Below are 24,871 nucleotides of genomic sequence, written 5' to 3'. Positions count from 1 at the left end.
TCCTAACCCCCTAATGCTGCTTCCAACGCTTCTTCTACAGAATCGACCCATACGATTTCCAAGTTTGTGGGAGGTGTCCACCCCCGTTTATTTTTAGCGGGAATGATCGCCCGTTGAAATCCCATATTGGCCGCTTCCTTCACCCGATCCTCCAAGCGGGACACCCCCCGCACTTCCCCCGTCAGTCCCACCTCTCCGATGAGGACATCCTTCGGATGGGTAGGATGGTCCCGGAAGCTGGAGGCCAGGCTGACACAGACAGCCAAATCCACAGCCGGTTCATCCAGACGAACTCCGCCGACCACATTGACATAGGCATCCTGATTTTGCAGAAACATCCCCAGCCGTTTCTCCAAGACTGCCATAATCATCGTCACCCGATTGTAGTCAAGACCGGATGCCATTCGCTTCGGTGTGGCGAAGCTGGTGGGTGCCACCAATGCTTGCAGCTCGATCAACACCGGTCTCGTCCCTTCCATACTCGCGGTAACCGCAGAACCGGATACCCCTGTGGGACGTTCGGACAAAAACATCTCCGAGGGATTATCCACCTCGGTCAGCCCCTCCGATTTCATTTCAAACAACCCGATTTCATTGGTGGAGCCGAAACGGTTCTTCACCGCCCGCAATACCCGGTAGGTATGATGCCTTTCCCCCTCAAAATAGAGCACACAATCCACCATATGCTCCAACATCCGCGGACCGGCGATCGCCCCTTCTTTGGTGACGTGTCCGACGATGATCACCGCTACCCCCTTGCTCTTGGCCAGCCGCATCAGGCGACCGGTGCATTCCCGCACCTGGGCGACACTGCCAGGGGCCGAGGTGACATCAGCAAGATATATCGTCTGGATGGAGTCGATCACCAACAGTCCAGGATTGACCTCCTCTACCAGAGATTCGATGGTTTCCAAATCGGTCTCCGCAGCCACGAAGAGTTTCTCATGCAGAGCCTTCAACCGGTCGGCGCGCAACCTTGTCTGCTCCGCCGATTCCTCTCCGGAGACGTACAAAATCGGCATTCCGAGGCGGGCCAGCCGATGGGTCGCTTGTAACAGCAGGGTCGATTTTCCGATCCCCGGATCTCCGCCCACCAGGATCAGGGACCCGGGGACCAGCCCACCGCCCAATACCCGGTTCAACTCGCGAATGCCCGTATCAGACCGGGGACGTTCCATGCCTCCCACTTCCGTAATCGGCTGGGCGGGCCGCTTCCGGGTGTCAAGCTTTCCTCTGACGGCGGGACTGGCACCGCCTTGCTCTCGCTCTTCCACCAGGGTGTTCCAGCTTCCACAGCCCGGACAGCGGCCCATCCACTTCAGTGATTCATATCCACATTCTTGACATGCAAATTTTAATTTAACCTTTGCCACTCGGGGTCTCCTTACCATCCATATGGTCTTTATCTCCAATTATATCAAATTCCAGACAAAAAACGCACCTCCCGCTATCTACAGGAGGTGCACCGATCTAAAGGCTCACGCTGTTTCCCTTGCAATCCGTCATACGGGTCTCGCCCTGTCTCCCCATTATTTGGCGGAGGGGCTCATCTCAGACTTGCGAACCGTCAGCTCCCCGTCCTGTTCGTCGATGGTTACGGTATCCCCGTGTTTGATATTGCCTTTCAGCAACTCTTCCGAGAGGCGATCCTCGATATGTTTCTGGATCGCCCGACGCAGGGGGCGGGCGCCATAGGTGGGATCGAATCCGGCTTTGGCCAAGTATTTGGCAGCGGAATCGCTCAGCACAAAATCGATCTCCTGTTCCTGCAGGCGCTTCCGGAGCTGACTGGACATCAAGCCGACGATCTCCTCCAAATGTTCTTCTTTCAAGGAGTGGAAGACGATCACATCGTCGATCCGGTTGAGAAACTCGGGACGGAAGGTTTTCTTCAATTCCTCCATCACGTTGTCTTTCATCGCTTCGTATTCATCCTCAGAATTGTCGCCGACGGTAAATCCGAGCCGCTTATTCTGTTTGATCAGATCAGCCCCCACGTTGGAGGTCATGATGATCACCGTGTTGCGAAAGTCGACCAGACGTCCCTTCCCATCGGTGAGCCGTCCATCTTCCAACACTTGCAACATGATGTTAAACACTTCAGGATGGGCTTTTTCCACTTCATCAAACAGGATGACCGAGTAAGGTTTGCGGCGGACCTTCTCCGTCAGCTGCCCCCCTTCATCATAGCCCACGTATCCCGGGGGTGATCCGACCAGGCGTGCGGTGGAGTGTTTCTCCATGTATTCGGACATATCCACCCGGATCGTGGCCTCTTCGTCTCCAAACATCGCTTCCGCCAGGGCGCGGGCCAACTCCGTTTTCCCAACCCCCGTCGGTCCCAGGAAGATAAAAGAGCCGATGGGCCGTTTCGGATCCTTCAGCCCCGCCCGGGCCCGGCGAATCGCGCGGGCGACGGAACGGACCGCTTCATCCTGCCCGATGACCCGTTCGTGCAAGATCTCCTCCATATTGAGCAGGCGTTCCGATTCCGTCTCCGCCAGTTTCTTCACCGGGATACCCGTCCAGTTGGCTACCACTTCGGCGATATCCTCGGGTCCCACTTCGGAGTCGGTTTTTCCTTGGTCCTCTTTCCACCGGTTGCGGGTCGACTCCAGCTCTTCCCGGAACTTTTGCTCCTTATCCCGCAAGGAGGCAGCTTTTTCAAACTCCTGACTCTGGACGGCGGCATCTTTCTCCTTGCGCACTTCCTCCAGCTTCTGTTCCATCTCCTTTAAATCCGGCGGAACCGTAAAGGAGGAAAGACGAACTTTGGATGCCGCTTCATCGATGAGATCAATCGCCTTATCCGGAAGATAGCGATCGGTGATATAGCGGTCGGACAGTTTGACCGCCGCATCGATGGCATCGTCGGTGATTTTGACGCGGTGGTGAGCCTCATACCGATCCCGAAGCCCCTCCAAAATCTGGACCGCTTCGTCGGCAGAGGGTTCATCGACGGTGATCGGCTGGAAGCGCCGCTCCAACGCGGCATCCTTCTCGATGTATTTCCGATATTCATCCAGAGTGGTGGCCCCGATACACTGCAGATCCCCTCGAGCCAACGCCGGTTTCAGGATATTGGAGGCGTCGATCGCCCCTTCAGCGCCGCCGGCTCCGATCAAGGTGTGCAACTCATCGATAAACAGGATCACATTGGCCGCCTGACGGATTTCATCCATGATTTTTTTCAGCCGATCTTCAAATTCCCCGCGGTATTTGGTGCCGGCGACAACGGTGCCCATATCCAGGGTCATCACCCGTTTTCCCCGCAGGGTTTCCGGGGTCTCTCCATCGACGATCTTTTGTGCCAGACCTTCGGCAACCGCTGTCTTCCCGACGCCGGGTTCTCCGATCAGGACAGGGTTGTTCTTAGTCCGGCGGGAAAGAACTTGGATCACCCGCTCAATCTCCTGGCTCCGCCCAATCACCGGATCCAGGTTATCCTCCTTGGCCGCCTCCGTCAGATCCCGGGCCAGATTATCCAGGGTGGGGGTGTTGGCGCTGTTGCTGGAACCCTGGTGGGAAGAGACGGTCTCCGAGCTGCCCAGAAGCTGGAGCACCTGTTGGCGGGCTTTGTTCAGGCTGACACCCAGATTGTTCAACACCCGGGCAGCCACCCCTTCCCCTTCCCGAATCAGACCGAGCAAAATATGTTCCGTGCCGACGTAGGTATGACCCAGTTTGCGAGCTTCATCCATAGAGAGTTCAATCACTTTTTTGGCCCGGGGCGTATAGGCGATATTGGCCGGTTCCCCCTGTCCCCGTCCAATGAGACTTTCCACTTCCTGTTGGATTTTCTCCAGTCCGAGGCCCAGACCGATCAGGGCTTTGGCAGCGATGCCCTCCCCTTCCCGGATCAGGCCTAAGAGGATATGTTCCGTTCCAATATTGTTATGGCCCAGGCGCACCGCTTCTTCCTGGGCGAGGGCGAGTACCTTTTGCGCCCGTTCCGTAAATCGTCCAAACATCATGGTCTTTTGCACCTCTTTTCAGGTAATCATTCCGATTCCCGTTTCATCGACAGATACTCCCGAATCATACCGGCACGGCGAATGTCCCGTTCTTCGATATCGAGTCGCTGTTTGGAGCGTGTCTGCAAAAAACCGGGCTGGGTCAGAATCATCAATTCGTTCATCACTTGGGCCGACAGATCGGGAATCAACCCCATATCGACACCGAGTCTGACATCGGATAGCCGTTGCATCGCTTCTTTGGAACTGATCACCCGAGCGTTGGACAGGATCCCGTAGGATCGGTAAATCCGGTCTTCCAGTTTGGTGAGCGAGCTTTCCTGAATCCGGTTGCGGGCACCATGTTCGTGCTGAATCATCTGCCGGACCACACCGGCCAACTTTTGGATGATCTCTTCTTCCTGCTGGCCAAGAGTCACTTGGTTGGACACCTGGTACAGGTTGCCCAGCGCCTCGGAGCCTTCCCCGTAGATTCCCCGAACGGCCAAGCCGACTTGGGTGATGGCGGGAAAGAGTCGGTTCAACTGCTGGGTCATGGCCAAAGCTGGCAGGTGAACCATCACCGATGCCCGAATCCCGGTGCCAGCGTTGGTCGGGCAGCTGGTGAGATAACCCTTCGTTTCGCTAAAAGCGTAGGTGAGATGGCGTTCAAACCAGTCATCCAGGTTGTCCGCCATTTTCCAGGCTTCCTGTGGCTGAAAGCCGGGAAACAAACACTGGATCCTGATGTGATCTTCCTCATTGATCATGATGCTGACCGCTTCATTTCGGCTGAGCACCACCGCCCCGTGGCGAGATTCTTCCGCCAGCTGGGGGCTGATCAAATGTTTTTCCACCAGGACGCGTTTTTCAAGGTCCTCTAAGTCGTCCATCCGGATCAGTTCCGCCCCTTCCATTACCTGAGGCCGATTCTGGTGGCGCAGGGCTTCTTCCACTTTACGGACGATTCCCGCTGACTGTGAGGAGGTGGCCAACATAGGGAACGGCAATCCGGACAGGTTGCGTGCGATCCGAACCCGGCTGCTGATCACAATGTCCGACCTCGGGCCTTTGCCACGCATCCATTCACTGAGTGCATGTTGGTTAAACCGTTGGTAAGACATACCGCTTCCTCCTAGCTGTCCAGTTTCTCCTGCAGGTCTCGAATACGATCACGCAAGCGTGCCGCCTCCTCAAATTCTTCATTTTCGATCCGCCTGGACATTTCCTGCTTCAACTCATCAATTTCCCTTCGAATGCGGAGTTTACCTCCGGTCCGTTCCGGTACTTTGCCCCGGTGGGTCGTATGGCCGTGCACCCGCCGAAACAGGGGATCCAGCCGATCGGAAAATGCTTGATAGCAATCACTGCATCCGAAACGGCCGATTTTGCTGAATTGGCTGTAGGTGAGACCGCAGGTGGGGCAGCGGAGTCCCTGGGTGGCCACGGATGACCGAGCGTTGGGATCCTCCGCGAACTGACCGTCAAGATTTAACAGTCCGGAGAGGAGGTTATGGATGGAGAACGATTCCACTCCGGGCATCTGTTCCCCTTTCCCTTTGGCACAAACCTCACAAAGGTGGAATTCGGTCTTTTCCCCATTGATAATCTTGGTGTAATGAAGAGTCGCCGGACGCTTCCCGCACTCCTGGCATTGCATGGGGAGTCACTCTCCTTTGTTGGCGAATAGCGTCGTTACCACTGTGCGCATGATCCGAGCCCGTACGGAATCCCGCAGAGAGACCGGCAGGTCCAACACTTCACGAGAAATCAGCTTCATGATCATGCGCCCTTCCCTCTCGGTCATCAACTCCTCATCCACCAGCCGCGTAATCAGATCGGCCGCGGCTTGTTGGGTGATTCGCTTTCCGATCATCCGGAGGAGCATCTCGTAATAATCCTGCTGTTGAGGAAAACTCACCTTACGAATGCGGATATAGCCGCCCCCGCCTCGTTTGCTTTCCACTATATACCCTTTTTCCACCGTAAACCGGGTGCTAATCACATAGTTGATCTGAGAGGGGACACATTGGAACAACCGAGCCAGCTCGCTCCGTTTCACCTGGATGGTTCCGGAGGGAGTCTGTTTCAAACTTTTTATCAGATAGTTCTCGATGATGTCCGAAATGCTAGACATGACATCGGACGACCTCCCGCTGACTTTGACTAACTTTGACCTACTGATTTTATTATATTCGATCCCTCGGTACTTGCCAAGAGTGAAAAGGGCTGTAACATTATTGTTGCCGCATCCCTCCGCTTTTCATACCGCAGGGTGTTATTCCAGGTGGACTTCCCTCACGCCTTCCAATTGGCGGATGCGTTCAACCCATTCCATCGGTTCCACCTTAGGTGGAAAACGGACGATAAACACCATTTCCATCTCTTTTTCGGAAGATTCCCCTTCATCCAACTGCACTTTACGGATGCTGATATTCCCTTTGCCCAGTAAGGTGGCCACTTCCCCCAGCTTCCCCGGACAATTGAGAGTGCGAATGCGCAAAAGTCTGCGCATCCTGTTTTTAAACAGCCAGTCCTCCACCTTGTTCAACAGCTCCAAACTGACCAATGCCAGCAGGGTGACAAACAGGGCGGGAAACAGAAAGCCGGCCCCTGCCGCCAACCCGATCGCCGCCACCACCCATAGAGAGGCGGCGGTGGTCAAACCGCTGACCGTCAATCCCTGGCGCAAAATCGTCCCCGCTCCGAGAAAGCCGATCCCGCTAACCACCTGGGCGGCGATCCGTCCGGGGTCGAAGCGGACTTTGTCCTCATCCATAAATTGCGGGAAGCCATAAATGGACAACAGCATAATCAACGCGGAACCGACACAGACCAGGATATGGGTCCTGAATCCGGCGGGGTGATTATTTCGCTCCCGCTCCCATCCGATCGCACCACCCAACAGCGTAGCCAGCAACAGACGCAAGGCCGTCTCCAGGTCAGTAATCATCCACACGCTGTCCACTTCCATCCTTCAGCCCCCTTTTCTTATAGGCGAGGATTTCCTACCAGATCGGGGAAGCGGTCAAAGGCATCGATCACCGCGTCCGCTCCCTCCAACTCGCCTCCAGTGCTGAACCGGGGAAAATCCGCATAACAGCAGCCAATGGTAAACAAGCCGTTTTTCTGACCCGCCCGAATATCGGAACTGCGATCCCCTACCATACAGGCGGAAGACACTTCGTTTTCCTGCATCAACCGTTTAACCAGCTCCGCTTTATCACCGATCTGATATTCCCCTGCGGAATAAATCCCGGTAAAAAGCGGTGTCAGGCCAAAGGTCTCCACCACTCCTCTCACATAGGGGCCGAGTCCGTTACTGGCGATAAACAGCCGCCACTCTCTCCTTTTGAGTTCTCTCAATCCGCGGGAAACACCAGGATACAGGGCTCCCAGGCCCTCTGACAGACAGGACAGTTCCTCCTGCAGCCACCCCTCATCGGCAGCCTGTTTCACCTCTTCCGAGGCACCAGGCAGCAACTGTTCCCAGATATCAGGAGCAATCATACCGAACACAGACTCAATCCGACTTTTTGCCGGCGGGCTCCCCCAGTACATCCCTTGACCCTCCAGCCTTTGATACATCCGATAAAAGGCGGGCACCGCCACCGTCTCCGTCTGGAACAACGTTCCGTCCAGGTCAAAAATGATCGTATCGCCTTTGTCGTTTTTGTGGTTATTCATGATGATGTTCTCCTTTATCCATATATAGTTTATTCCTACGAGGTTCCCCATACCCAAAGCAGGTGACGGGAAAACTAGATTTTGAATATTGACATCTAATATTCCATGCCCTTCGTCGCTCGGTCCTACGCAGGAAACCCCTGTCAAAAGAGCATATCACTCGACGACCTCCGGCCGGGAAGCCCTCTTTTATCTCCTGACCCCCGGATAAAAAAGGAAGAATCTAGATCATGCTGATACGCCCCAGGGGGAACAGCAACATACACGTCGGGACAGCCCCACAGACAAAAACGAGCCAGACCGTCTCTCCTTCATCGGATACGCAGCCGGCTAAAAAGCCCCCGCCGCCATCAACAAATGGAACAGACACCGGAAATCGCCCTTATCCCCCGAAAGAGACCAACCTGATCCTCTTGCAACTACACCGTGGCGGGCAAAAAACGCCGGTCTCTGCAGTAAAGAAAACCCGCGGCAACCCGGCCGCGGGTTTTCAACTGACCACCTGTTGGTTCATCAGTGGAACAGGCGCCCCTGAAAACACCATATACCCTAAAAAAGCAGCCAGCCCGAAATAGACCAGACTGTATCCGAGACGGGTTCGGGAGGAGACTTTATAATACTCACGATCGGTGCGGAGCATTTTCTCCTCCGCTCCCTGCACGTAAGTGGATACCAGCTTCATGCGAATCACATCGCCGGTCTCTGTTTCCACCCGCTCGGTTCCCACCAGCTGTATCCGTCGGAAAGCTCCTTTAAATCCTTCAAACCGGTGAATCAGCCCGATCGGGGGCAAAAAGACATCACAGCGGTGCTCCCGGTCGCTCAGGGTGCAGTATTGGGTAAAGGGAAGCTCCCTCCGGTGTTTTTCACCCGGTACGGTCATCCCCATACTTTCAAAACGAAGGGGATCGAGGTCCACTGTCACCTTCACAGGCTGCTCATCAGAGCGGCGCCGGGACAAAAAGCTCTCCCACAGCTGAAAGGCAAACAAGATCCAGACCAAAAGCAAAAGCGGGCTCCACAACACCAGGATCATCACCAACCCCAGGATCAATCCCACCACCCACAGCCACCGGGAGATGGCGGTCACAATCCGTCCTCCATCCAAGGGATGAATCGGAAGCAGATTGAATAAGTTGAGGAAAAAGCCGATAAAGGCAATCGGGTACAACACTTCATATCCAGTCCAGATCGCCAAAAGGTAAGCGGCCATGGCACCGACGGTGCCGAGCAAAGGACCTCCAAAAGCGACATAGGCCTCTGTCTCCGCATTTTGAGGTTGCCGCTTCAGCATGATCAGCGCGCCGAGGAAGGGGATAAAAGCCGGAGCCGACACCGGTAGCCCTTTTTGCTTGGCGGCCAGCACATGACCCATTTCATGGATAAAGATCATGATCACCAATCCGATAGCAAAAGACCAGGGAAAAAGTAAAGCGTAGGCTCCCACGGTCACCACCATGCTGATCAAGGTCCCCCCGAACTTCCCCAGTTTGAGAAGAGAAGGAATAAATTTGAGTCCGCTGAGCAAGATGGCGACCCAGGCACCGATCCTCTTAAAGGGATTTTTGCGTGGTTGTTTCTCTTGTAAACCCAAGCCGGGCCCTCCTATACAGTCATTGTGGGGTGGTGTCGGAATCCGTCTTATATATTCCCCCCACTCTATTTAATCTACACTTCCCAAGGCCTTGTGAACAGCCCCTATCTGCAATTTTTTCCATCTAACCCCTTGATCACTCTGGTACAACCGCCTAACATTTGACAGAGAGTTAAGAATATTGATCTCCCGGTCGATTTCTGGTTGAATGGCAAACAGAGAAAATCCCGTTTAGGGACAATAACAATGATTAAAAGGAGTCGATGAGCATCGCTTCAACAAAGGATTCCGGAACTGTAAGCATGGAAAAAGCCACCATGGCGACAGCCATGGGCAATCTGGTCGAGTGGTATGAATACGGAGTTTACAGCTATACCGCCGGCATTATCGGGGCCCAGTTTTTCCCCGGAGCAAGTACGACAGCCGCTTTTTTAAATGCTTTTGCGGTATTTGCCATCTCGTTTTTCTTCAGACCCTTGGGCGGCTTGCTGTTTGGATCCATGGGAGACCGTATCGGACGGAAGAAAATCTTAACCATCACCATCATGATGATGTCCTTAGCCACAGCCATCATCGGATTGATACCCGATTACCATTCGATCGGAATATTCGCAACGATCCTGCTTATCATCATGCGGATGGTTCAGGGATTGGCTGCTGGAGGCGAGTACGGAGCGGCAACGGTATTTATGAATGAATCAGCGCCCAACCGTCGCCGGGGGCTGTTTACCAGCTTCCTCGAATCCGGTGTGCTGTTGGGATACATCCTTGGTTCGGGGTTTGTGGCCATCCTCACTTCAACACTGAGTACCGAGGCCATGACTTCCTGGGGATGGCGCATTCCTTTTATCTGTTCTTTACCGCTGGCCTTGACCGGCATGTATCTGAGAAACAAATTGGACGATACACCGATCTACAATCAGATGAAGGAGAATCAATCCCTATCCCGCACCCCGATTCGGGAAATGTTTTCTACCGCTAAAAAACCGTTGTTAACCTCCTTTGGCTGCATTGCCTTTGCCAATGGCGCTTATTACACGCTATTGACGTACCTGCCTTCTTACTTTGAAACGCAGGTGGGGTTAACCGCCCTCCAGTCCCTATTGGTAACCATCGCCGGAATGGCCTTTATGATGTTTCTGATCGCCGTGGTCGGGATGCTGACCGACCGGTTTGGCCGCAAGCTATTTTTGCTGTTGGCCACCGGACTCACCCTGCTCTCGGCGGTGCCGATCTTTCTGTTCATCACCAGCGGCTCAGCGATCGGACCCTTGGTGGGCTTCTTTGCCCTCGGGATCCTGGTGTCGCTCTTTGTGGGCGCGCACCCCTCCGCTCTGCCCCCGCTTTTTCCCAATCGGGTGCGGAACAGCGGCTACAGCTTTTCCTATAATATCTCCACCGCCATCTTTGGAGGAGGTGCTCCCTATATCATCACGGCGCTGACCGCATCGACAGGAAGCAACTTGATGCCCGCTTACTTTTTGATGGGATGTGCCATCGTGGCCATCACTGCCATCCTGTTGATACCAGAGACAGCTAAAAAACCGATCACGGTAGATAACGTCAAGCAAGCAAGCTGAGTCTCCTTTAAAATAAACAGCCCCACCGATTTCGGTGGGGCTGTTTTGCACAGAAAAACCCTTGTGCACCAAGGGTTTGGAATGGTGGAGCTGAGCGGGATCGAACCGCCGACCTCCTCGTTGCGAACGAGGCGCTCTCCCGGCTGAGCTACAGCCCCTCGTCAGGACGCAGTATTTATCTTACAATCCTGCCGCCATGTTGTCAAGGGGAGAGCCGCTTAGAGCTGGCGCAAGTGGGGCTGAATGGAAAACAGGTCCTCCTGTTCCGGTTCCTGCTCACTTTCATCCCGCTGATTCCTGCGAGCTAGTATGATTTGACGGTAAAGTTCCACCAGCCGTTCCTGTTCTTTCTCCCACCGCAGCTGTTTTCTCGCTTTGTGGGTTCCGATCAGCCAGGGGTCGGGATCGGAGAGAATCTCCCGGATGGCATCGGCGATCTCCTGGACATTGTGCGGATCGACTAAGCGGCCGGCTTGATAGGTGCCAACCACGATCGCCTTTCCGGGCCGATCGCTGGAGATCACGGGGATGCCGGCCTGGATATATTCAAACAACTTGTTCGGGGTGACCAGGCGGTTTTTGGGGCAGGTGCTCTGGTACAACACCGCGCCCAAATCGGCATGGCTGGTCACATGAAGCAGCTTGCAGGGCAACAGCGGTGGATGGAAAAAGACACGATCCGTCAGACCTTTTTCCTTCACCAGCTGTTCCAGCCGCTCCTTCCACTCCCCAAACCCGAGCAACACCAGTTTGTGCCGTTCCGGCAAGTGGACAAGGGCACGGATCAGTTCCTCCAGACCCCGGTTCTGTGTAAATCCGCCCTGATACAAAATCACCTGATCCTCCGCCTTCAAGTCATACCGGCGGTGAAAATAATTTTTCTCCCGCGGAAGCTGATCCAAGGTTTGGGGAATATTGCGCAAAACGGTGATGGACAGATTGGGGTAACGATGCTGAAATTCCGCTTCAATCAATTCGTTGATGGCAATCAGGTGGTCCACCTCATCCATCCAAACCGTTTCCGCTCGTTGACTCGCCGTCCGTTCCCATCGTTTTTTTCCGTTGCTGTCTTCATAGACGTGATGGGGATCATAGACCAGGGTCAACCCATGCTTTTGCTTCAGATAAGCCCCGATACTTAAGGTTTCCGCCCCGTGGCAATGTACCGCCGAGTAGTTGGCCCCTTGGCAAAGATCCCATACTTTCATGGCAAAATCCCGCTTGGCCACTGCGTCTTTGGCCACTTTCACCACCGGGTTGCGCACCACGCGATAAACGCCGCGCTTCACCCGTTGATCCGCCTTTTGCTCCACATACCGCTTGATCCGCTTGGTCTGGATCGGATACCGCAGCAACCGCACCCGCTCGTGAATTTCCGGCGCGGGTTGGGAGGTGGTGTGCAGACAGGCAATATCCACATACCAACCCGCCTCCGCCAGCGCGATCGCTTCTCTGTGTACCCTGGCGTCGTAATGAATATCTTTGAACAGAACCATCAGGACGCGCATCATTTCCTACCTCCCTTTCAGGACTGGAAACCTCTCACCACATCCCTTGCCCGGCCTACCGGTGTCCAGTTCTTTCCACGGTTGCTGTCGGAGGCAACTGTGTCTTTTCGGATCAACGAAAGATGACCGGGGACGGAATCCCCTCCATCCCCGTCAATAGAAACGTTAAGAAGTAGACTGGGCTTGGTGAGACCGGTCGGTCTCCCCTTTGACCGATACCCTGTTAAGGCTGCGCCACAAATCCTCTAGCCGCGGGCGGGAACGAGGATCGGCCAACAGGCTCTGCATCACCAGATGCTCCAGCTCCGCAGGCGTATCGCTGCGGAAAGCGCGGATCGGTTTCGTCTGTTTTCCCGGGGCCGGACTGGTACCGGTCAGCATGATGTAGGCCAAAGCTCCCAGCGAGTAAACGTCCATCATCTGCTCCTTTTCCAGCCGGCGGTCGAGGCTCGTCTCTTCCGCTCCCGCGGCTGACTCCCCGCGAAGTTTGGGCAGGAGTCCCGAGGGCCCTCCGTACAAAAATCGGACCGAGTCCGCTGTGAGCAGCATGTTCTGCGGATGGACGACGGTAAACTGACCCTTTTCGTGAATCCGCACCAGTTGACCCGATGCCCTCCGTAAAATATGTATCGCTTCATCCATGGACAGGGGAACGCTGCGGAACAGGTGATAGGCCAGCAGGATTCCGTTCATTTTTCCAAACAGCTGATACAGGACATCCTCTTCCACGAACAAGCCTTGAAGCGGGAAAAAAGCGTAGGAGTCCCGCTTCAAGAGACTCCGCAGATCCGCGGACCTTCCTACCTGATGTAGATCCAGTCCGTGTAAAAAGCGCGTGGGGCGCGGAGACGTTCCCTCACTTGCCTGGGGTGGGTCCACCTCCGTATAGTAGAGCACCCCCTGAACAAAAGGAAAGGCTTGCAGCACCCGATACACGCCCCGAATCCGTGCACCCTTTCGCTTCATCATCGACCACCTATCTTTCTCCCTCACACCTTGTCTCGAGCGGCCTCCGACAGCCGCGACGCCATTTCACACAAACTGATCCTGTTCAACAAATTTCAACACGGGTTTCATTGGGTTTATTCTACCATGAAGCGGAAATACTGGACACCCTTTTCCCATGAAAAAGGAGGCTGCTCAAGAGAGCACCCCATCCGGAATCCCCACCACTCCCTGCGGCAACGAAAAAGAATCCACTCTTTCAGAAGAAAATAAAAAAGAGCGGAATCCCCGCTCCTAAAAGTGCCCGGACTCAAGCTCATTCTTTCAACCACCCATCCACCAGCTTCCGGTTTTCCTGGATCCATTTCTTCGCACCTGCTTCCGGGTCATCGGATTCCTCCACCGTCTGCATCAACTTACCCAGGGTCTGATCGTCCATCTGCCACTGATTCATCCACTTCACCACTTCCGGGTGCTCTTTTTTAAATCCGCGTCTGGTGACGAAGTAGATATCTTCCCGTTCCCCGTAAACGTTTTTGGGGTCCTTTAAGTACTTCAGGTTGTGATGTTTAGAAAAGATCCAGTGAGGATTCCACAGGGTGACCAGGACCGGGTCTTGATCCCGGATCGCTTTTTCCAGTTCGCTCAACATGGCCGGCTCCGAACTCTCCAGCAACTTGAAGTCCAATCCGTACTCTTTTACCGCCTTCTCCGTCAGCCGCATCAGACTGGCTCCGGGATCGATCCCCACGATCGTCGGTTCGCCGCCTCGCTTAAACTGGCCCTTGTTCCGGTTCAACTGATCGATGCGGTCCACCTTGACATAGGAGGGGACCACCAGGCCCAGGTTGGTCCCTTTATACCAGGTCTGATGCAGCTCCAGCTGATCTTTGTACTCGCTATAGAAAGGCTTGTCTGTCGTCGGCAGCCACACCTCCGGCATGATATCGATACTCCCCGAGGCCGCACCGGACCAGAGCGGCGCCTTCTCGGTCTGGGTGGTCTGCACCTGATACCCTTTCTCCTCCAGCAACACCTTCCACATATTCGTAACCGCAATATTTTCCGCCCAGTTGTTGTAGCCGATCTTGACCGTTCCCTTGTTGCCACCGCCACCTTCCTTGAGCGCGTTGCCACCGCCCCACAAGTAGGTGACGCCGATCACGAGCGCGGCGACCACCGTGAAGATAGCCAGCTGCTTGCCTCGGCTCATCTGTTCCACACCCCTTTGCTGAATCCAGTACGATCCTTGCCCCTTGATCGGAAATCTTATTTGGGAAACCCCTATCCATTCCTTTATTTTATGCCCGGACAGCCGGCAGATTATTGAACGGAGTGGAAAATCGACGGCGGCAAAAATCCGGTAAGGGATTCGTTTCGCCCTTATTTCACAAGGGAGTTTGACAGTTTTTTCATGATGCGTGACTTAATGAACCCGGCAATAAACCCTGTACCCCGGATCAGGGATATCCCATTTAGGCACAGTTAGATGAGAAAAACTACATATTGCTGACCCACAAGTGTCCCGAATACTTATCTTCATAAAAAGCCCCCATCATTTGGTGGGAGCATGTTCGTGCGTGATTCGGTTTTGGACATTTCACTCACTACTGAGAGGACGATATTGATGTCATGGCTGATTTCTCAATCTGAGGAAACGATTTATGAACTTTTCACCTCCAACGCTTTCTTTGCCATCTGTTCATATTCCTCAACACCAGATACTAATGCAAATTCAGCAATGGAAACGGGGGAAGCAGCGACCAATTCAATAATATGCTCTTTCATCTTAGGCCAGTAGTACCCTCCTGCCTCTTTATAAGCCGTTATCAGCGCTTCAAGGCCTTCTTCCCCAAAAGCTTTATAATGGAAGACAAAATCATTTGATATATCTGAAACCTTCGCTTCTGTCCAATCGATTAATCCAGTTACGTTAGCGTCTTTATCGATCAGAATATGTCCAGCATGTATGTCTCCATGAATGAGACCCGTTTTCTTTGGCCACATTTCATCATTATCAAGCCATGACTGCCATCGATTCCACAACCTCTCTCCTACCCCGAAATTCGCTTTTACAGCATTCATTCGTTCTTTCATTGATTCTCTGGCCTCATCGGCTGTATGAACGACCAACTCAAGGTCAGCAACCTGATCACTTGGGATTCCATGGAGTTCGGATAGCACGCTTCCAAGCGTCTGATGAAATGCGTCTGGCACATTGTTGATATCCATCTCCCAGACATAGTTTCCTATTTCATGATCAATGGTTCCTGCTGGTTTACCATCTAGCTTCTTATAGGCTATCAGCTCATCAGTATAAATCATCCAGTTGGGGGCTTGAAAAGATTTAGCATGTTGATGGACCAAATCTAATGCTTGTTTCTCAACGATTGTTCTAGGCATAACATCTTCACGTCTAGGCAAGCGGAGAACCCACTCATCTCCATTCTCATCTAGCGCAAAAACAACTTGGAAATCAAGCCCAGATTCATTAAACTGTAATCTGTCTTCTTTCAGTGCAAGATTATACTTGTTAGCTATTTCCATTACTTGTTCTTTATTCATTAAAATCATCCTATTCATACGTATTTACGGTATGGCAGAACCCCGAATCTCTTTCGTGAGGTCCGTTTTTAGCGTAACCTTATGGTTATCTCCTCAAAACCTGCGCTGATCGATGTGCTCATGGCGAAGGTGACGATATGTCCCCTATATAGTATCATTCAACAGTTTCGCTGTTCCCCTGCTCCGATGGAAAATAGGGTTGGGAAAAAGCATAGGTTTTTCGCTCACAAAAAACCGTCAGAGGCGGTGTAGGGGGATACGAAAATTCGCACGAAAAGCGAAGCCCACAGGAGGCATCGCCTCCTCGAGCTTCGCTGATGTTCGTTGTTTATCGTCAGATCACTTCAACCACCGATCCACCTGCTCCCGATTTTCCTCGATCCATTTTTCGGCTCCCTTTTCCGGATCCCCCGTCTCCTCGATCACCTGCATCAGGCTGCCCAGGGATTGGTCGTCCATCTGCCACTGATTCATCCACTTGACCACGTCGGGATGCTCTTTTTTGAAACCCTCCCGGGTGACAAAGAAGATGTCTTCCTTTTCCCCGTAAACGTTCTTAGGGTCTTTCAAATACTTCAAATCCTCATACTTGGAAAAGATCCAGTGGGGATTCCACAAGGTGACCAGGATCGGCTCTTTCTTTTGGATCGCCTTGTCCAATTCACTCAACATCGCCGGTTCCGAACTTTCCAGCAACTTGTAATCCAACCCATACTCTTTGATCGATTCCTCCGTCAGACTCGTCAGGCTGGCTCCGGGATCAATGCCCACAATCGTCGGCTGTCCCTTCCGTTGAAACAGGTCTTTCTTCTCGTTCAGCTCCTCGATGCTGTCCACATCGACATAAGAGGGGACCGCCAATCCGAGATTGGTTCCTTCATACCAGGGCTCATGCAGCTCCAACTTGTCCTTGTACTTGCTGTAGAAAGGTTGGTCCGTCGTAGGCAGCCACGCCTCCGGCACCACATCGATGCTCCCCGATGCCGCCCCCGACCAAAGCGGCGCCTTCTCCGTCCGCACCAACTCCACGCTGTACCCCTTCTCCTCCAACAGCAACTTCCACATATGGGTGACAGCAATATTCTCGGCCCAGTTGTTATAGCCGATCTTAATCGTGCCTTTGTTGCCGCCACCCCCTTCCACCGCTTGCTCGCCGCCCCACCAATAGCTTCCGCCCAACAGCAGCGCAGCGATCACCAAATAGATGACGATCTCCTTTCCCTTACTCATATGAATAGACACTCCTTGTCCGTTATGTGAACAACGGTTTATACGTTAGGGGAAAGACGTGGATTCGTCAAATGGGGGAGATTACTCAGAATATAGAATCTGTACGGCACGGGGTCGCTCCTCCAGATTATCAGGTGTGTTCAATACTTCCTTTGGTATTTGCTTTTGCTTCAATAACCGATCCACCTTTAATAACTTCTCTTGTTCAGAAATGCCGTGGTACCAGATCTCTTTGGAGCTGCCATCCTCAAAATGCAAATAGTAATACTTATAATCGTCTCCTTTACGGCTCTCTTGAAAATCAAGCGTGATTTTTTCTTCATAGTTCTCTTAAATTTGTACATCATTCTGTATTGTAAATGCTTGATTCAACATCCCGTTAAATTCACAATACGCAAAGAAACATCGATCTTGACTTCCATGCCCCCTGTTGCAGGCATAATAGAATCATAATCCCGTTGCAATCGGTACTCTAAATCGATTCTTTCAAAGCTAAACCTCCGTAAATGAGCTACGGAGGCTTAAATGATTATTATCTACAAAAGGACGAGGAAACGCCCCTTTCTAAATCTGCTTTTGCCACCCTTCACATTCAGTAAGATCCAAAAAAGAAGAAGGCTTTATAAGAACGGCATGGGTCTGGGACATTCAACACCCTTCGGCACCGGGATCGCCGCTATACTCCTCGCTTCAGCTGCCCGGTCAACCGATGCCAAAAGTCTACTGGTCGCAGCTAGGCCACCAATAAAAGAAAAACAGGATGTGCTGCCTTTTTTTATTTTTTAATGCTTGAAATCCCATGCTTAGTTTGCCTTCTTGGAGGGGGCGTTTTTGTCTTTTTCTTCGTTAATATGATCCTTATTCTCATGAAAAGAACCTGACAGAGCTTCCTTAATACGATCTTTTCGTTTGACGTTGTAATCTTTCAACTTGTTGAACCTCTCATCCGTTCCTTCGAGAGTATCTTTTTTATCTGTAAGAATTACCATCTCATAGGGGCCGAAATGATAAACGATTTCGTTGTTACTAACACCCGTTCCTCTTTCGGCTTTCCCAAGATTATTCGTAATTCGGCACGGGTATATTGAACCGATGCGATCACAGAGTTCACTTCGGGCTCATCTCTAAATGTATTCAGAATTAAAAAGAGCTCTTCAGCTTAAATGAACCTCCGCGGCAACCATCAGCTACGGAGGTAAGCATAGTAAGTATAGAGTTGACAACTTGTGATAACCAACACTGAGAAGAACAAAAACCACATCGGTTAAACCCAATATTTAAATCAGATGTTCTTACCTAAACTAGCGTATTTCGATATAATCCTGCCAACTCTGCAACTTACTACTCTATTCGGTCGATATAATAGTGAGCCATCACCGATGTATAAAAGGGAAGAAAGAAGAGGTTGATTAACATTTGCACCAAGGCAATGAACAAGTAATTTGCAGTCAACTGTACGGAGAGCAGAAGTCCGATATATTCTATCAGCTTTTCACCTAAACCTAACAAGACGATCAAACCTAGAAGAGGAAAGAAATGCCTACGTCCGACTTCAAATGCCCGTTTAAATCCCTGAAACCAGGTTTCCCCTTCAACCACCGCAACATATGGGAACATGGAAAACCAAATCAATAGAAGCAACCCGGGAACCAGAAAAAGAATCGTCCCCGCTGTCACCATCAGGGCATATACAAATCCCATCACATACACAGGGAAAAGATAACGAAAGAAGGTTCGATAGACTTCAGTTAAATCGATTTCCCCATCAACATCCTGCTCTATCAACCGAATAAACGGAATAACAGCCAAGCACAACACCATCATTAAAAATATAAAGTTAGTCAAATCCGCAAAATATGGGGCATAGAGTCGCTGATAGAATTGGTAAAAGAAATTAGTGGCAAAAAAATGTACCAACAACATCGGAAAGACCAAAGTAAAGGAAAGCAGCATCATGGTTGAGAACCGTCGTTTATATAGTGACCAGGCATCTTGAAGAATTTCCATACCTTCTTACCCTTCCTTTGTGGACTGGTTACCCCTTCGAGGATTCCGGGCTTGTTCAAAAAGTTTTTTAATATTTTCTTTGTATTCCTCTAATTCCTCCCCATCATAAATATAGCGCTTAACCTCTTCATGGGCTTTCGGATGCTTAGGCTTTTCCGGATGCATTCGTAAATGAGAAATCCAAAGACGAAATGCAAGGATGATCTTCCCTGTTGAAAACAGATAGCGAATCACTTTCTTTCGTGCGGAATAAGTGTTCATCTGAACGTCATTTTGGAGAAATGCAGCTTTACCGAGCTCATCGATATAATGATCTAAAAGATCAAAGTCTTCCTGTGTGATTAACCGATCCTGTACCATTCGTTTAATCAGTCGATCCGCTTTGTGGTAAAACTCTCGTAGACGTGGCTGCTGCTCCAGAGTGGTTTCGGGCCCTCGTTTAAATTCTTCCAAAGCCTTTTGCACTCCTGAGGGCATGGAATCTCGTAATTTACTTTCGATTTTATTAAGTAATTGAAGCGTTTTTCGCATAAAACGTTCATGCTTCATATTCACAAACTCTTTTCCATTTGTATATAGCACTTTATTTTTGTGTCTAACTTGACTCCCAATAATCATTGCATCTTTTATTTCGTCTAAAAAAGGAATACTACCATCTTGTCTAATAATCAAGTCACCAGTTGGAGAATTGCCTATATGATAAATTACATGATAGAACACATCGTTTTTCACTTTAATTCTCGAGTTCAAAATATTATACTTTTCCCCTGATTCCTTATATTGTTCAACACAGTCAACAATATGTTCCGGGGCTTCAAACTTAGCTGACATCCTTTTCCTCCTCCATTATATTAAAATCCAAGAAAATCTTTTACCTTATTCCCTGCCGATTTGATCCCATCGCCCACTTTTTTAGCCGCATGGGTCACCCCATTTTTCACTGCATGAAACCCTTTCTTAGCGTATCTAACCGGAGCCGTCACCGCTTTTCGAACAGTTGGATGATCGGTGAAATATTTGCCGAAGGCTCCGATCGCAACCGCTGCCACTCCACCAGCAGCTACCGCCAATCCAATCGGCCCACCAATAAAGACTGCCGACGCGATTGCAATACCACCTAACCCTTTAACAATACCTAAGGATGCATCTGCTTGCTCAACGGATCCATCTTCAGCCACAAACGCATTATAAGTATTCACTGAAGTCTCGATTGTTGAAAGCCCAATGCCTGTAATACCTCCGACTTTCGCAAATGTACTGAGAGGTGCCGCTGGCTTCGTCAGTTGGGTGAATATATTTCCAGATTCTTGCCCAAGTCCTACAGCAGAACCACCTCTAGTAAATAGCCCTTGAATAGTCCTACTTCCTGTGAATAACCCTCGGACCTTTTGCATGTCAAAATACCCTGTCAGTCCGACGACATTATCAACGCTTTCCCAAATGTCCAGTGCGAGCTGATCCCCGCCCTTACCCGATACATTTAATCCGATTGCGCCGCGAATGAATGTGGAATGGAATGAATAAGATGAAGTTCCAAATCCCCACCAATCCATTTTATCCGCTGATCCAAGATCCTTTAAAGTGACTGTATAATCGGCGAGTCCATGGAAAAGATCTTTGAGTGTCAATTTACCGACTTTATAGATATCACTGTTCAGCCAGTCGATTTGACTCTCAGATCCTTTCCCTCCCTCTCCAGGTGTGCCGCCATTCGGTTCTCCACCCTTGGAGGCATCTCCCCCCTGAGGAGATTCTTCCGGATTGACATGCTCATCCGGAGTGACCGGATCTTCGGGCTGGATAGGATCTCCGGGTTGAACCGAATCCCCCGGTTGAGCCGGACCCTCAGGGATTACAGAATCAGCAAACGCAATTGAATAGAAAGGAAGCAGGTTGACCACGATGAACATGGCCAACACCAAGAAAACACTTTTACGGATCCATCCCGCTCTCACTCGGTTCCCTCCCACAGAAAATATTTACATAAGATAATTATTTCATAATGCTAAACATTAAAGTTTTGTAAGTCTGTCCACTCTAAATAATAATAAGCTTGTACAAAGGTGAATAACGGAATTAATAAACTGGTTGTTAAAGCCATTAAAAGAGCGGTAGAGTAAACCCCTAAAGATAATAGAGATCCACAATACAAAATCGATTGACCTACTAACATCAATACTAGGACAAACACAGAATGGATCATCATGATTCGAAAGAGCTGCTCCCACCCGATGTTCCACACATTCTTAATCCCCTGTTTCCATTTTCCCTCCATGAGGACGCCGCAGGGAAACAAGCAAAACAATGAAAAGGCCAAAACACCAGGTATCACCCATAAAGTGATACCAAGAACCACAGCCGCAGCAAAAAAAACAGCAATAGTGATAATCGGAAAGAAATGCTGAAAAAAGCTACAATATGCTTTATATAACTCGATGTCTCCTTCATCGACCTCTTGATATACCATAGTTATATATGGGACTTGGACAAGCGACCAACAAATGATAAACAGTGAAAAACTGATCACTTGCCCCCATATTCCGATTAGGTCCGTTAACATACTAGCTGTTAAAGACATCAAACTTTGTACAAAAAACAATGGTAAAGCTAATGTAAAACTAACGGCGAGAACCTTCAGACTAAACTTTGTATATAAGCTACCGGCATCTCTAACAATATCCAATTTTATACTCCTTTACACCATCATTTACTCCAAGGTCGGTGGGAAATTAGAGCACCTAACAGCGCCAACAACGTACCAAACAAAAAACCCAGTATAAAACTGGATGGATTGGCCATGCCAAAGGTAACTGCTGTCGTAAGTTGATTAATAAACATGACAAAAAGGGCTGACAGGCCTGCTGCCAAATAAGGATGATGAGTATTTCTAGCGGCTACGTAACCAGCTGGGAAATAGGTCACGATAGTCAGCACAACAATGGAAATTAGACCAAAACCCAAGCCGGTTACACCTAGCAAAAAACCAATCAATGTACACAGGATGATACCAAGTCCCGTCCCTTGAAGGATTCGTACAGCCATTCCCTGCTCCACTCCTTTTACTTTGGTTCCCAATCAGGATTTTCTGCTCGATAAATATTTGCCGTAAAGTAGAGACATAAAAAATTGCTAGTCACCATCACAATAGAGGCCACGAAAGCTCCTCCAGCGTTAGATCCCAATACTCCTCCAAAAAAAGCAAATCCTACGGGAGATATGCCTCCCAACACCGCCACTCGCTTACCCCACTGCGTTTTGGGAGCGAGCCCTTCTTGCAAAATCGTTTTTCGATATTTATATCCGGTCACAATGCAAGCAATATAGATCACAGTGAGCAAAATGCCCATCCATAGAGTTTCCCCGGTTATCCTCCACAGAAAAACCGATGAAAAGATTCCTGTAAAATTAAACCCAATCGTAATCGGTATAATCCGTCCCTTAGGTGGTATAAACCATTTAAAAACGCTCGCCAGAATCGTCCAAATGACACCCGCCAGGATAAAGCATAATACAACCTTCTCCCAAAACTCGGACCACGTCGGAAAGGCGATGGAACAGAAACCTGCAACCAACGGCATAATCATCGCAACCCAAAACGTGATTATATAAGCGCCAACGGTCATCCTTTTCGGAAAATGCAATGAACTCACACCCCTAAAACAGATTACCTAACTTTTCCCCTGCCCAATTTATAGCACTAGTTGTTTTTTCCTTCATCCACCCTCCAACGTCCTTTGCTTTACGATTAACGTACTCAAGCCCATCGTTAACTTTCCCATGAATCCAATCTTTCGCTTTTTTTGCAGGCTCCCAGTTCTCCAATCCAAAACTTATAACCGCACCAAAAAATAACCCTGCAGCTCCTACTGCGACCACAGGAAGGGAAACAACACCTGCGGCTGCAAGAGTACCAGCTATAGCTCCAGCCACTGCTGACCCTGCTATCCCTGCCGCCACTCCTGTCCCCAAACCGGTTACTACATCTGCCACATATTCAGTACTAGCAAGACCATGATTCTTTTTTTCGCCAGCGGCATAATCATACGTAGTAAAACCGATTGACAAACCAGCTCCTATCCATCCCGCTCCTTTGGCATATTTAGCACTTTGTGCTTCCTTACTAAAGATCTGAACGTTTTCTTTAAATGCAGTACTTGCTTCTAATTTTAGTCCCTGAATTGCTCTGGAAGCGATCGATGGGGGTGTTGGGTTGGCAGCCTTTTTTCCATACAAATTATATTTTTTTAGATACTCTTGTACAGCCGGGTGATTTTTGTTGTATCTCGTCCCTGCCAGCCCTTGTCTTCCCACCTCATTAAAAATATAATTACCGATCGTCTTCCCGTTTATCTTTTTGCCAAAAAAGTTAAACTCCCAATTGGAATGAACCAGCGTTCTATATAATCCGTTATGGTGGGCACGTGATCCTTTCACGATCGCTTTATTTCCTTTAATTTTGACCTTGAAACCATTCTTAATCGCCAGACTTTGGGGCAAAATATCCCCAACTGAACCCCAAATCACAGGAATATAACCACCTATATTCCCCGATGAAAACCAATCGATTCCTTTGGAGGCTTCCCCACCCTTAGGGTCCCCGCCTTTCGAAGTGTCACCCCCTTGAGGGGAATCGTCCGGATTGACATGCTCATCTGGCTCAACCGGATCCCCGGGCTGGACCGGCCCCCCCGGTTGAGCCGGACCCTCAGGGATTACAGAATCAGCAAACGCAATTGAATAGAAAGGAAGCAGGTTGACCACGATGAACATGGCCAACACCAAGAAAACACTTTTACGGATCCATCCCGCTCTCACTATATTTCCTCCTGGAGTTGTTCTTATTCTACGGAAGTAAAACGTCTCAGTTTATGAATCAAAAATTTCTCTCATTAGAACCTGTTTACATGTTGGGGGCGAAATTCTAAATAATAATAACTAATGTATATTAAGTGAACAGGGAGAATGAAAGAGTAAAAACCGAGTTGTGTTATTAACACGATCCGGGCATCCCCTAGACCTGTGTATGCAACTGACCCAAGCAACTTCCCAATCACATTCGTCAGGAAAATTAAGAGTACAGAGGACAACAATTGAAAAAACCGTTCTCCTCCTATGCTCTTGGCCTTTTTCAATGCCTGTTTCCAACTACATCCTTCTATAACGTAAGCAAAAGGAAAGAGAAACAGCAAAACTAAACATATCAATCCCGGTACAATCAGCAAATTCAAACCAACAATAACAACCAGTCCATATATCCCACCAATCAATAAAACGGGAATGATGTAATCAACGATATTGCTAAAGGTGATGGGCAAAGTCGTTTCCCCATCATTTAATTCCTGTTTCACCATGGAAGCAAAAGGAATCGAAAGAAGAAAAAAGAGCAGTAAATACAATAAAAAGCTTATCATATTGGAAGTTAAAGGATCCCCAGTTACCGAAATGTAAGTAGTGATGGTCAGATAGGTAAGCATTAACGGGAGCCTTTTGCAGATTTCAAACCCCTTGAGCAGCAAGGCTCCTCAGGCATAGAAAAAGGACTTCACCCCATCATGGAGAAGTTTTCAAGTGACCAAACCGAAAACCCATGAGGAGGGAAGTCACTTGTATCTTCTCCAAGGAACGCTATTTTCCTTTGAAGAATGGCTAAAAATTGAGTCCAAAGATCGGTTGCCCTTGTTTTTTGAAACGCTCGATCTTCGACCCTATGTGAAGGAAATGAAAAAATCTTCCCCCCAAGGAGCTCGCGGATATTCCCGGGAGGCGATTCTCCGTGCTTTTTTAGCCGCTCCTATGGAAGAA

22 protein-coding genes, 1 tRNA gene and 1 pseudogene are annotated in these 24,871 nt (G+C 50.0%); 2 read left to right on the top strand and 22 right to left on the bottom strand.

What is annotated here, in order from left to right:
- Positions 1-2: 2 nt before the first annotated feature.
- From radA to BLP91_RS11965, 8 genes are all read right to left on the bottom strand, one after another.
- Positions 3-1,373 (bottom strand): DNA repair protein RadA, encoded by a 1,371-nt coding sequence (gene radA, locus BLP91_RS12000; protein ID WP_091571386.1) that lies wholly within the window; start codon positions 1,371-1,373, stop codon positions 3-5.
- 156 nt (positions 1,374-1,529) lie between these two features.
- Positions 1,530-3,974 (bottom strand): ATP-dependent Clp protease ATP-binding subunit, encoded by a 2,445-nt coding sequence (locus BLP91_RS11995; RefSeq protein ID WP_091571383.1) that lies wholly within the window; start codon positions 3,972-3,974, stop codon positions 1,530-1,532.
- Between the two features lie 26 nt (positions 3,975-4,000).
- Positions 4,001-5,077 carry a protein-arginine kinase McsB gene (gene mcsB, locus BLP91_RS11990; RefSeq protein WP_091571380.1) on the bottom strand — a complete coding sequence of 359 codons (1,077 nt, stop codon included), beginning with the start codon at positions 5,075-5,077 and terminating at the stop codon, positions 4,001-4,003.
- Between the two features lie 11 nt (positions 5,078-5,088).
- Positions 5,089-5,613 (bottom strand): protein-arginine kinase activator protein McsA, encoded by a 525-nt coding sequence (gene mcsA, locus BLP91_RS11985; RefSeq protein WP_091571378.1) that lies wholly within the window; start codon positions 5,611-5,613, stop codon positions 5,089-5,091.
- A 6-nt stretch (positions 5,614-5,619) separates the two neighbouring features.
- Positions 5,620-6,090, bottom strand: a complete 471-nt coding sequence (locus BLP91_RS11980) for a CtsR family transcriptional regulator (protein ID WP_091571375.1) — start codon at positions 6,088-6,090, stop codon at positions 5,620-5,622.
- Between the two features lie 141 nt (positions 6,091-6,231).
- Positions 6,232-6,927: an MgtC/SapB family protein gene (locus BLP91_RS11975; protein WP_091571373.1), complete on the bottom strand. Its 696-nt coding sequence runs from the start codon at positions 6,925-6,927 to the stop codon at positions 6,232-6,234.
- Positions 6,928-6,944: 17 nt separating this feature from the next.
- Positions 6,945-7,640 carry an HAD family hydrolase gene (locus BLP91_RS11970; protein WP_091571370.1) on the bottom strand — a complete coding sequence of 232 codons (696 nt, stop codon included), beginning with the start codon at positions 7,638-7,640 and terminating at the stop codon, positions 6,945-6,947.
- 490 nt (positions 7,641-8,130) lie between these two features.
- On the bottom strand, positions 8,131-9,234 hold the full coding sequence (locus BLP91_RS11965; RefSeq protein ID WP_091571368.1) for a site-2 protease family protein: 1,104 nt from the start codon (positions 9,232-9,234) through the stop codon (positions 8,131-8,133).
- A 263-nt stretch (positions 9,235-9,497) separates the two neighbouring features.
- Between BLP91_RS11965 and BLP91_RS11960 the strand changes: the two genes are divergently transcribed.
- Positions 9,498-10,814 carry an MFS transporter gene (locus BLP91_RS11960; RefSeq protein ID WP_091571365.1) on the top strand — a complete coding sequence of 439 codons (1,317 nt, stop codon included), beginning with the start codon at positions 9,498-9,500 and terminating at the stop codon, positions 10,812-10,814.
- A gap of 82 nt (positions 10,815-10,896) precedes the next feature.
- Here the strand turns inward: BLP91_RS11960 and BLP91_RS11955 are convergent.
- The 14 genes from BLP91_RS11955 to BLP91_RS11880 all read right to left on the bottom strand — a co-directional run bounded on the left by BLP91_RS11955 (position 10,897) and on the right by BLP91_RS11880 (position 24,543).
- Positions 10,897-10,972 (bottom strand) — tRNA-Ala (locus tag BLP91_RS11955).
- Between the two features lie 60 nt (positions 10,973-11,032).
- A complete protein-coding gene (locus BLP91_RS11950) occupies positions 11,033-12,322 on the bottom strand; it encodes a glycosyltransferase (RefSeq protein ID WP_176757957.1) in 1,290 nt (429 codons plus the stop codon).
- A 165-nt stretch (positions 12,323-12,487) separates the two neighbouring features.
- Positions 12,488-13,288: a serine/threonine-protein kinase gene (locus BLP91_RS11945; RefSeq protein WP_091571360.1), complete on the bottom strand. Its 801-nt coding sequence runs from the start codon at positions 13,286-13,288 to the stop codon at positions 12,488-12,490.
- 295 nt (positions 13,289-13,583) lie between these two features.
- On the bottom strand, positions 13,584-14,480 hold the full coding sequence (locus BLP91_RS11935; protein ID WP_091571354.1) for a glycine betaine ABC transporter substrate-binding protein: 897 nt from the start codon (positions 14,478-14,480) through the stop codon (positions 13,584-13,586).
- Between the two features lie 449 nt (positions 14,481-14,929).
- On the bottom strand, positions 14,930-15,832 hold the full coding sequence (locus BLP91_RS11930) for a macrolide 2'-phosphotransferase (RefSeq protein ID WP_091571350.1): 903 nt from the start codon (positions 15,830-15,832) through the stop codon (positions 14,930-14,932).
- Between the two features lie 339 nt (positions 15,833-16,171).
- Entirely contained in the window at positions 16,172-17,062 is an 891-nt protein-coding gene (locus BLP91_RS11925; RefSeq protein ID WP_091571348.1) for a glycine betaine ABC transporter substrate-binding protein, read from the bottom strand.
- 1,341 nt (positions 17,063-18,403) lie between these two features.
- Positions 18,404-19,069 carry a hypothetical protein gene (locus BLP91_RS11915; RefSeq protein WP_091571342.1) on the bottom strand — a complete coding sequence of 222 codons (666 nt, stop codon included), beginning with the start codon at positions 19,067-19,069 and terminating at the stop codon, positions 18,404-18,406.
- A gap of 6 nt (positions 19,070-19,075) precedes the next feature.
- Positions 19,076-19,900, bottom strand: coding sequence for a hypothetical protein (locus tag BLP91_RS11910; protein ID WP_091571341.1), 825 nt, complete (start codon positions 19,898-19,900; stop codon positions 19,076-19,078).
- Positions 19,901-19,920: 20 nt separating this feature from the next.
- Positions 19,921-21,024 (bottom strand): hypothetical protein, encoded by a 1,104-nt coding sequence (locus tag BLP91_RS11905; protein WP_091571338.1) that lies wholly within the window; start codon positions 21,022-21,024, stop codon positions 19,921-19,923.
- Between the two features lie 50 nt (positions 21,025-21,074).
- The gene (locus BLP91_RS11900) at positions 21,075-21,752 is read right to left on the bottom strand and encodes a hypothetical protein (RefSeq protein ID WP_091571336.1); all 678 of its coding nucleotides are present in this window, start codon (positions 21,750-21,752) and stop codon (positions 21,075-21,077) included.
- A gap of 20 nt (positions 21,753-21,772) precedes the next feature.
- Positions 21,773-22,111 carry a hypothetical protein gene (locus tag BLP91_RS11895; protein WP_091571334.1) on the bottom strand — a complete coding sequence of 113 codons (339 nt, stop codon included), beginning with the start codon at positions 22,109-22,111 and terminating at the stop codon, positions 21,773-21,775.
- Between the two features lie 17 nt (positions 22,112-22,128).
- Entirely contained in the window at positions 22,129-22,710 is a 582-nt protein-coding gene (locus BLP91_RS11890; RefSeq protein ID WP_091571331.1) for a hypothetical protein, read from the bottom strand.
- Between the two features lie 13 nt (positions 22,711-22,723).
- Positions 22,724-23,884, bottom strand: coding sequence for a hypothetical protein (locus BLP91_RS11885; RefSeq protein ID WP_091571328.1), 1,161 nt, complete (start codon positions 23,882-23,884; stop codon positions 22,724-22,726).
- Between the two features lie 74 nt (positions 23,885-23,958).
- Complete coding sequence (locus tag BLP91_RS11880) at positions 23,959-24,543, bottom strand: hypothetical protein (protein WP_091571326.1); 585 nt, start codon at positions 24,541-24,543, stop codon at positions 23,959-23,961.
- Positions 24,544-24,673: 130 nt separating this feature from the next.
- Between BLP91_RS11880 and BLP91_RS16955 the strand changes: the two are divergent.
- Positions 24,674-24,871, top strand: a pseudogene (locus BLP91_RS16955) (transposase); the annotation flags it as partial.

The organism is Melghirimyces thermohalophilus (assembly GCF_900102685.1).
Lineage (GTDB): Bacteria > Bacillota > Bacilli > Thermoactinomycetales > DSM-45169 > Melghirimyces > Melghirimyces thermohalophilus.
Note: the sequence above shows the minus strand (reverse complement) of the source record. Positions and strands in the feature narration are given on the sequence as shown.

Excerpts from the sequence above, each read along its gene's own strand:
- BLP91_RS11995 (WP_091571383.1), bottom strand. The coding sequence starts at position 3,974 with ATGATGTTTGGACGATTTACGGAACGGGCGCAAAAGGTACTCGCCCTC.
- mcsB (WP_091571380.1), bottom strand. The coding sequence starts at position 5,077 with ATGTCTTACCAACGGTTTAACCAACATGCACTCAGTGAATGGATGCGT.
- mcsA (WP_091571378.1), bottom strand. The coding sequence starts at position 5,613 with ATGCAATGCCAGGAGTGCGGGAAGCGTCCGGCGACTCTTCATTACACC.
- BLP91_RS11980 (WP_091571375.1), bottom strand. The coding sequence starts at position 6,090 with ATGTCTAGCATTTCGGACATCATCGAGAACTATCTGATAAAAAGTTTG.
- BLP91_RS11975 (WP_091571373.1), bottom strand. The coding sequence starts at position 6,927 with ATGGAAGTGGACAGCGTGTGGATGATTACTGACCTGGAGACGGCCTTG.
- BLP91_RS11970 (WP_091571370.1), bottom strand. The coding sequence starts at position 7,640 with ATGAATAACCACAAAAACGACAAAGGCGATACGATCATTTTTGACCTG.
- BLP91_RS11960 (WP_091571365.1), top strand. The coding sequence starts at position 9,498 with ATGAGCATCGCTTCAACAAAGGATTCCGGAACTGTAAGCATGGAAAAA.
- BLP91_RS11950 (WP_176757957.1), bottom strand. The coding sequence starts at position 12,322 with ATGCGCGTCCTGATGGTTCTGTTCAAAGATATTCATTACGACGCCAGG.
- BLP91_RS11945 (WP_091571360.1), bottom strand. The coding sequence starts at position 13,288 with ATGAAGCGAAAGGGTGCACGGATTCGGGGCGTGTATCGGGTGCTGCAA.
- BLP91_RS11935 (WP_091571354.1), bottom strand. The coding sequence starts at position 14,480 with ATGAGCCGAGGCAAGCAGCTGGCTATCTTCACGGTGGTCGCCGCGCTC.
- BLP91_RS11930 (WP_091571350.1), bottom strand. The coding sequence starts at position 15,832 with ATGAATAAAGAACAAGTAATGGAAATAGCTAACAAGTATAATCTTGCA.
- BLP91_RS11925 (WP_091571348.1), bottom strand. The coding sequence starts at position 17,062 with ATGAGTAAGGGAAAGGAGATCGTCATCTATTTGGTGATCGCTGCGCTG.
- BLP91_RS11915 (WP_091571342.1), bottom strand. The coding sequence starts at position 19,069 with ATGGAAATTCTTCAAGATGCCTGGTCACTATATAAACGACGGTTCTCA.
- BLP91_RS11910 (WP_091571341.1), bottom strand. The coding sequence starts at position 19,900 with ATGTCAGCTAAGTTTGAAGCCCCGGAACATATTGTTGACTGTGTTGAA.
- BLP91_RS11895 (WP_091571334.1), bottom strand. The coding sequence starts at position 22,111 with ATGGCTGTACGAATCCTTCAAGGGACGGGACTTGGTATCATCCTGTGT.
- BLP91_RS11880 (WP_091571326.1), bottom strand. The coding sequence starts at position 24,543 with ATGCTTACCTATCTGACCATCACTACTTACATTTCGGTAACTGGGGAT.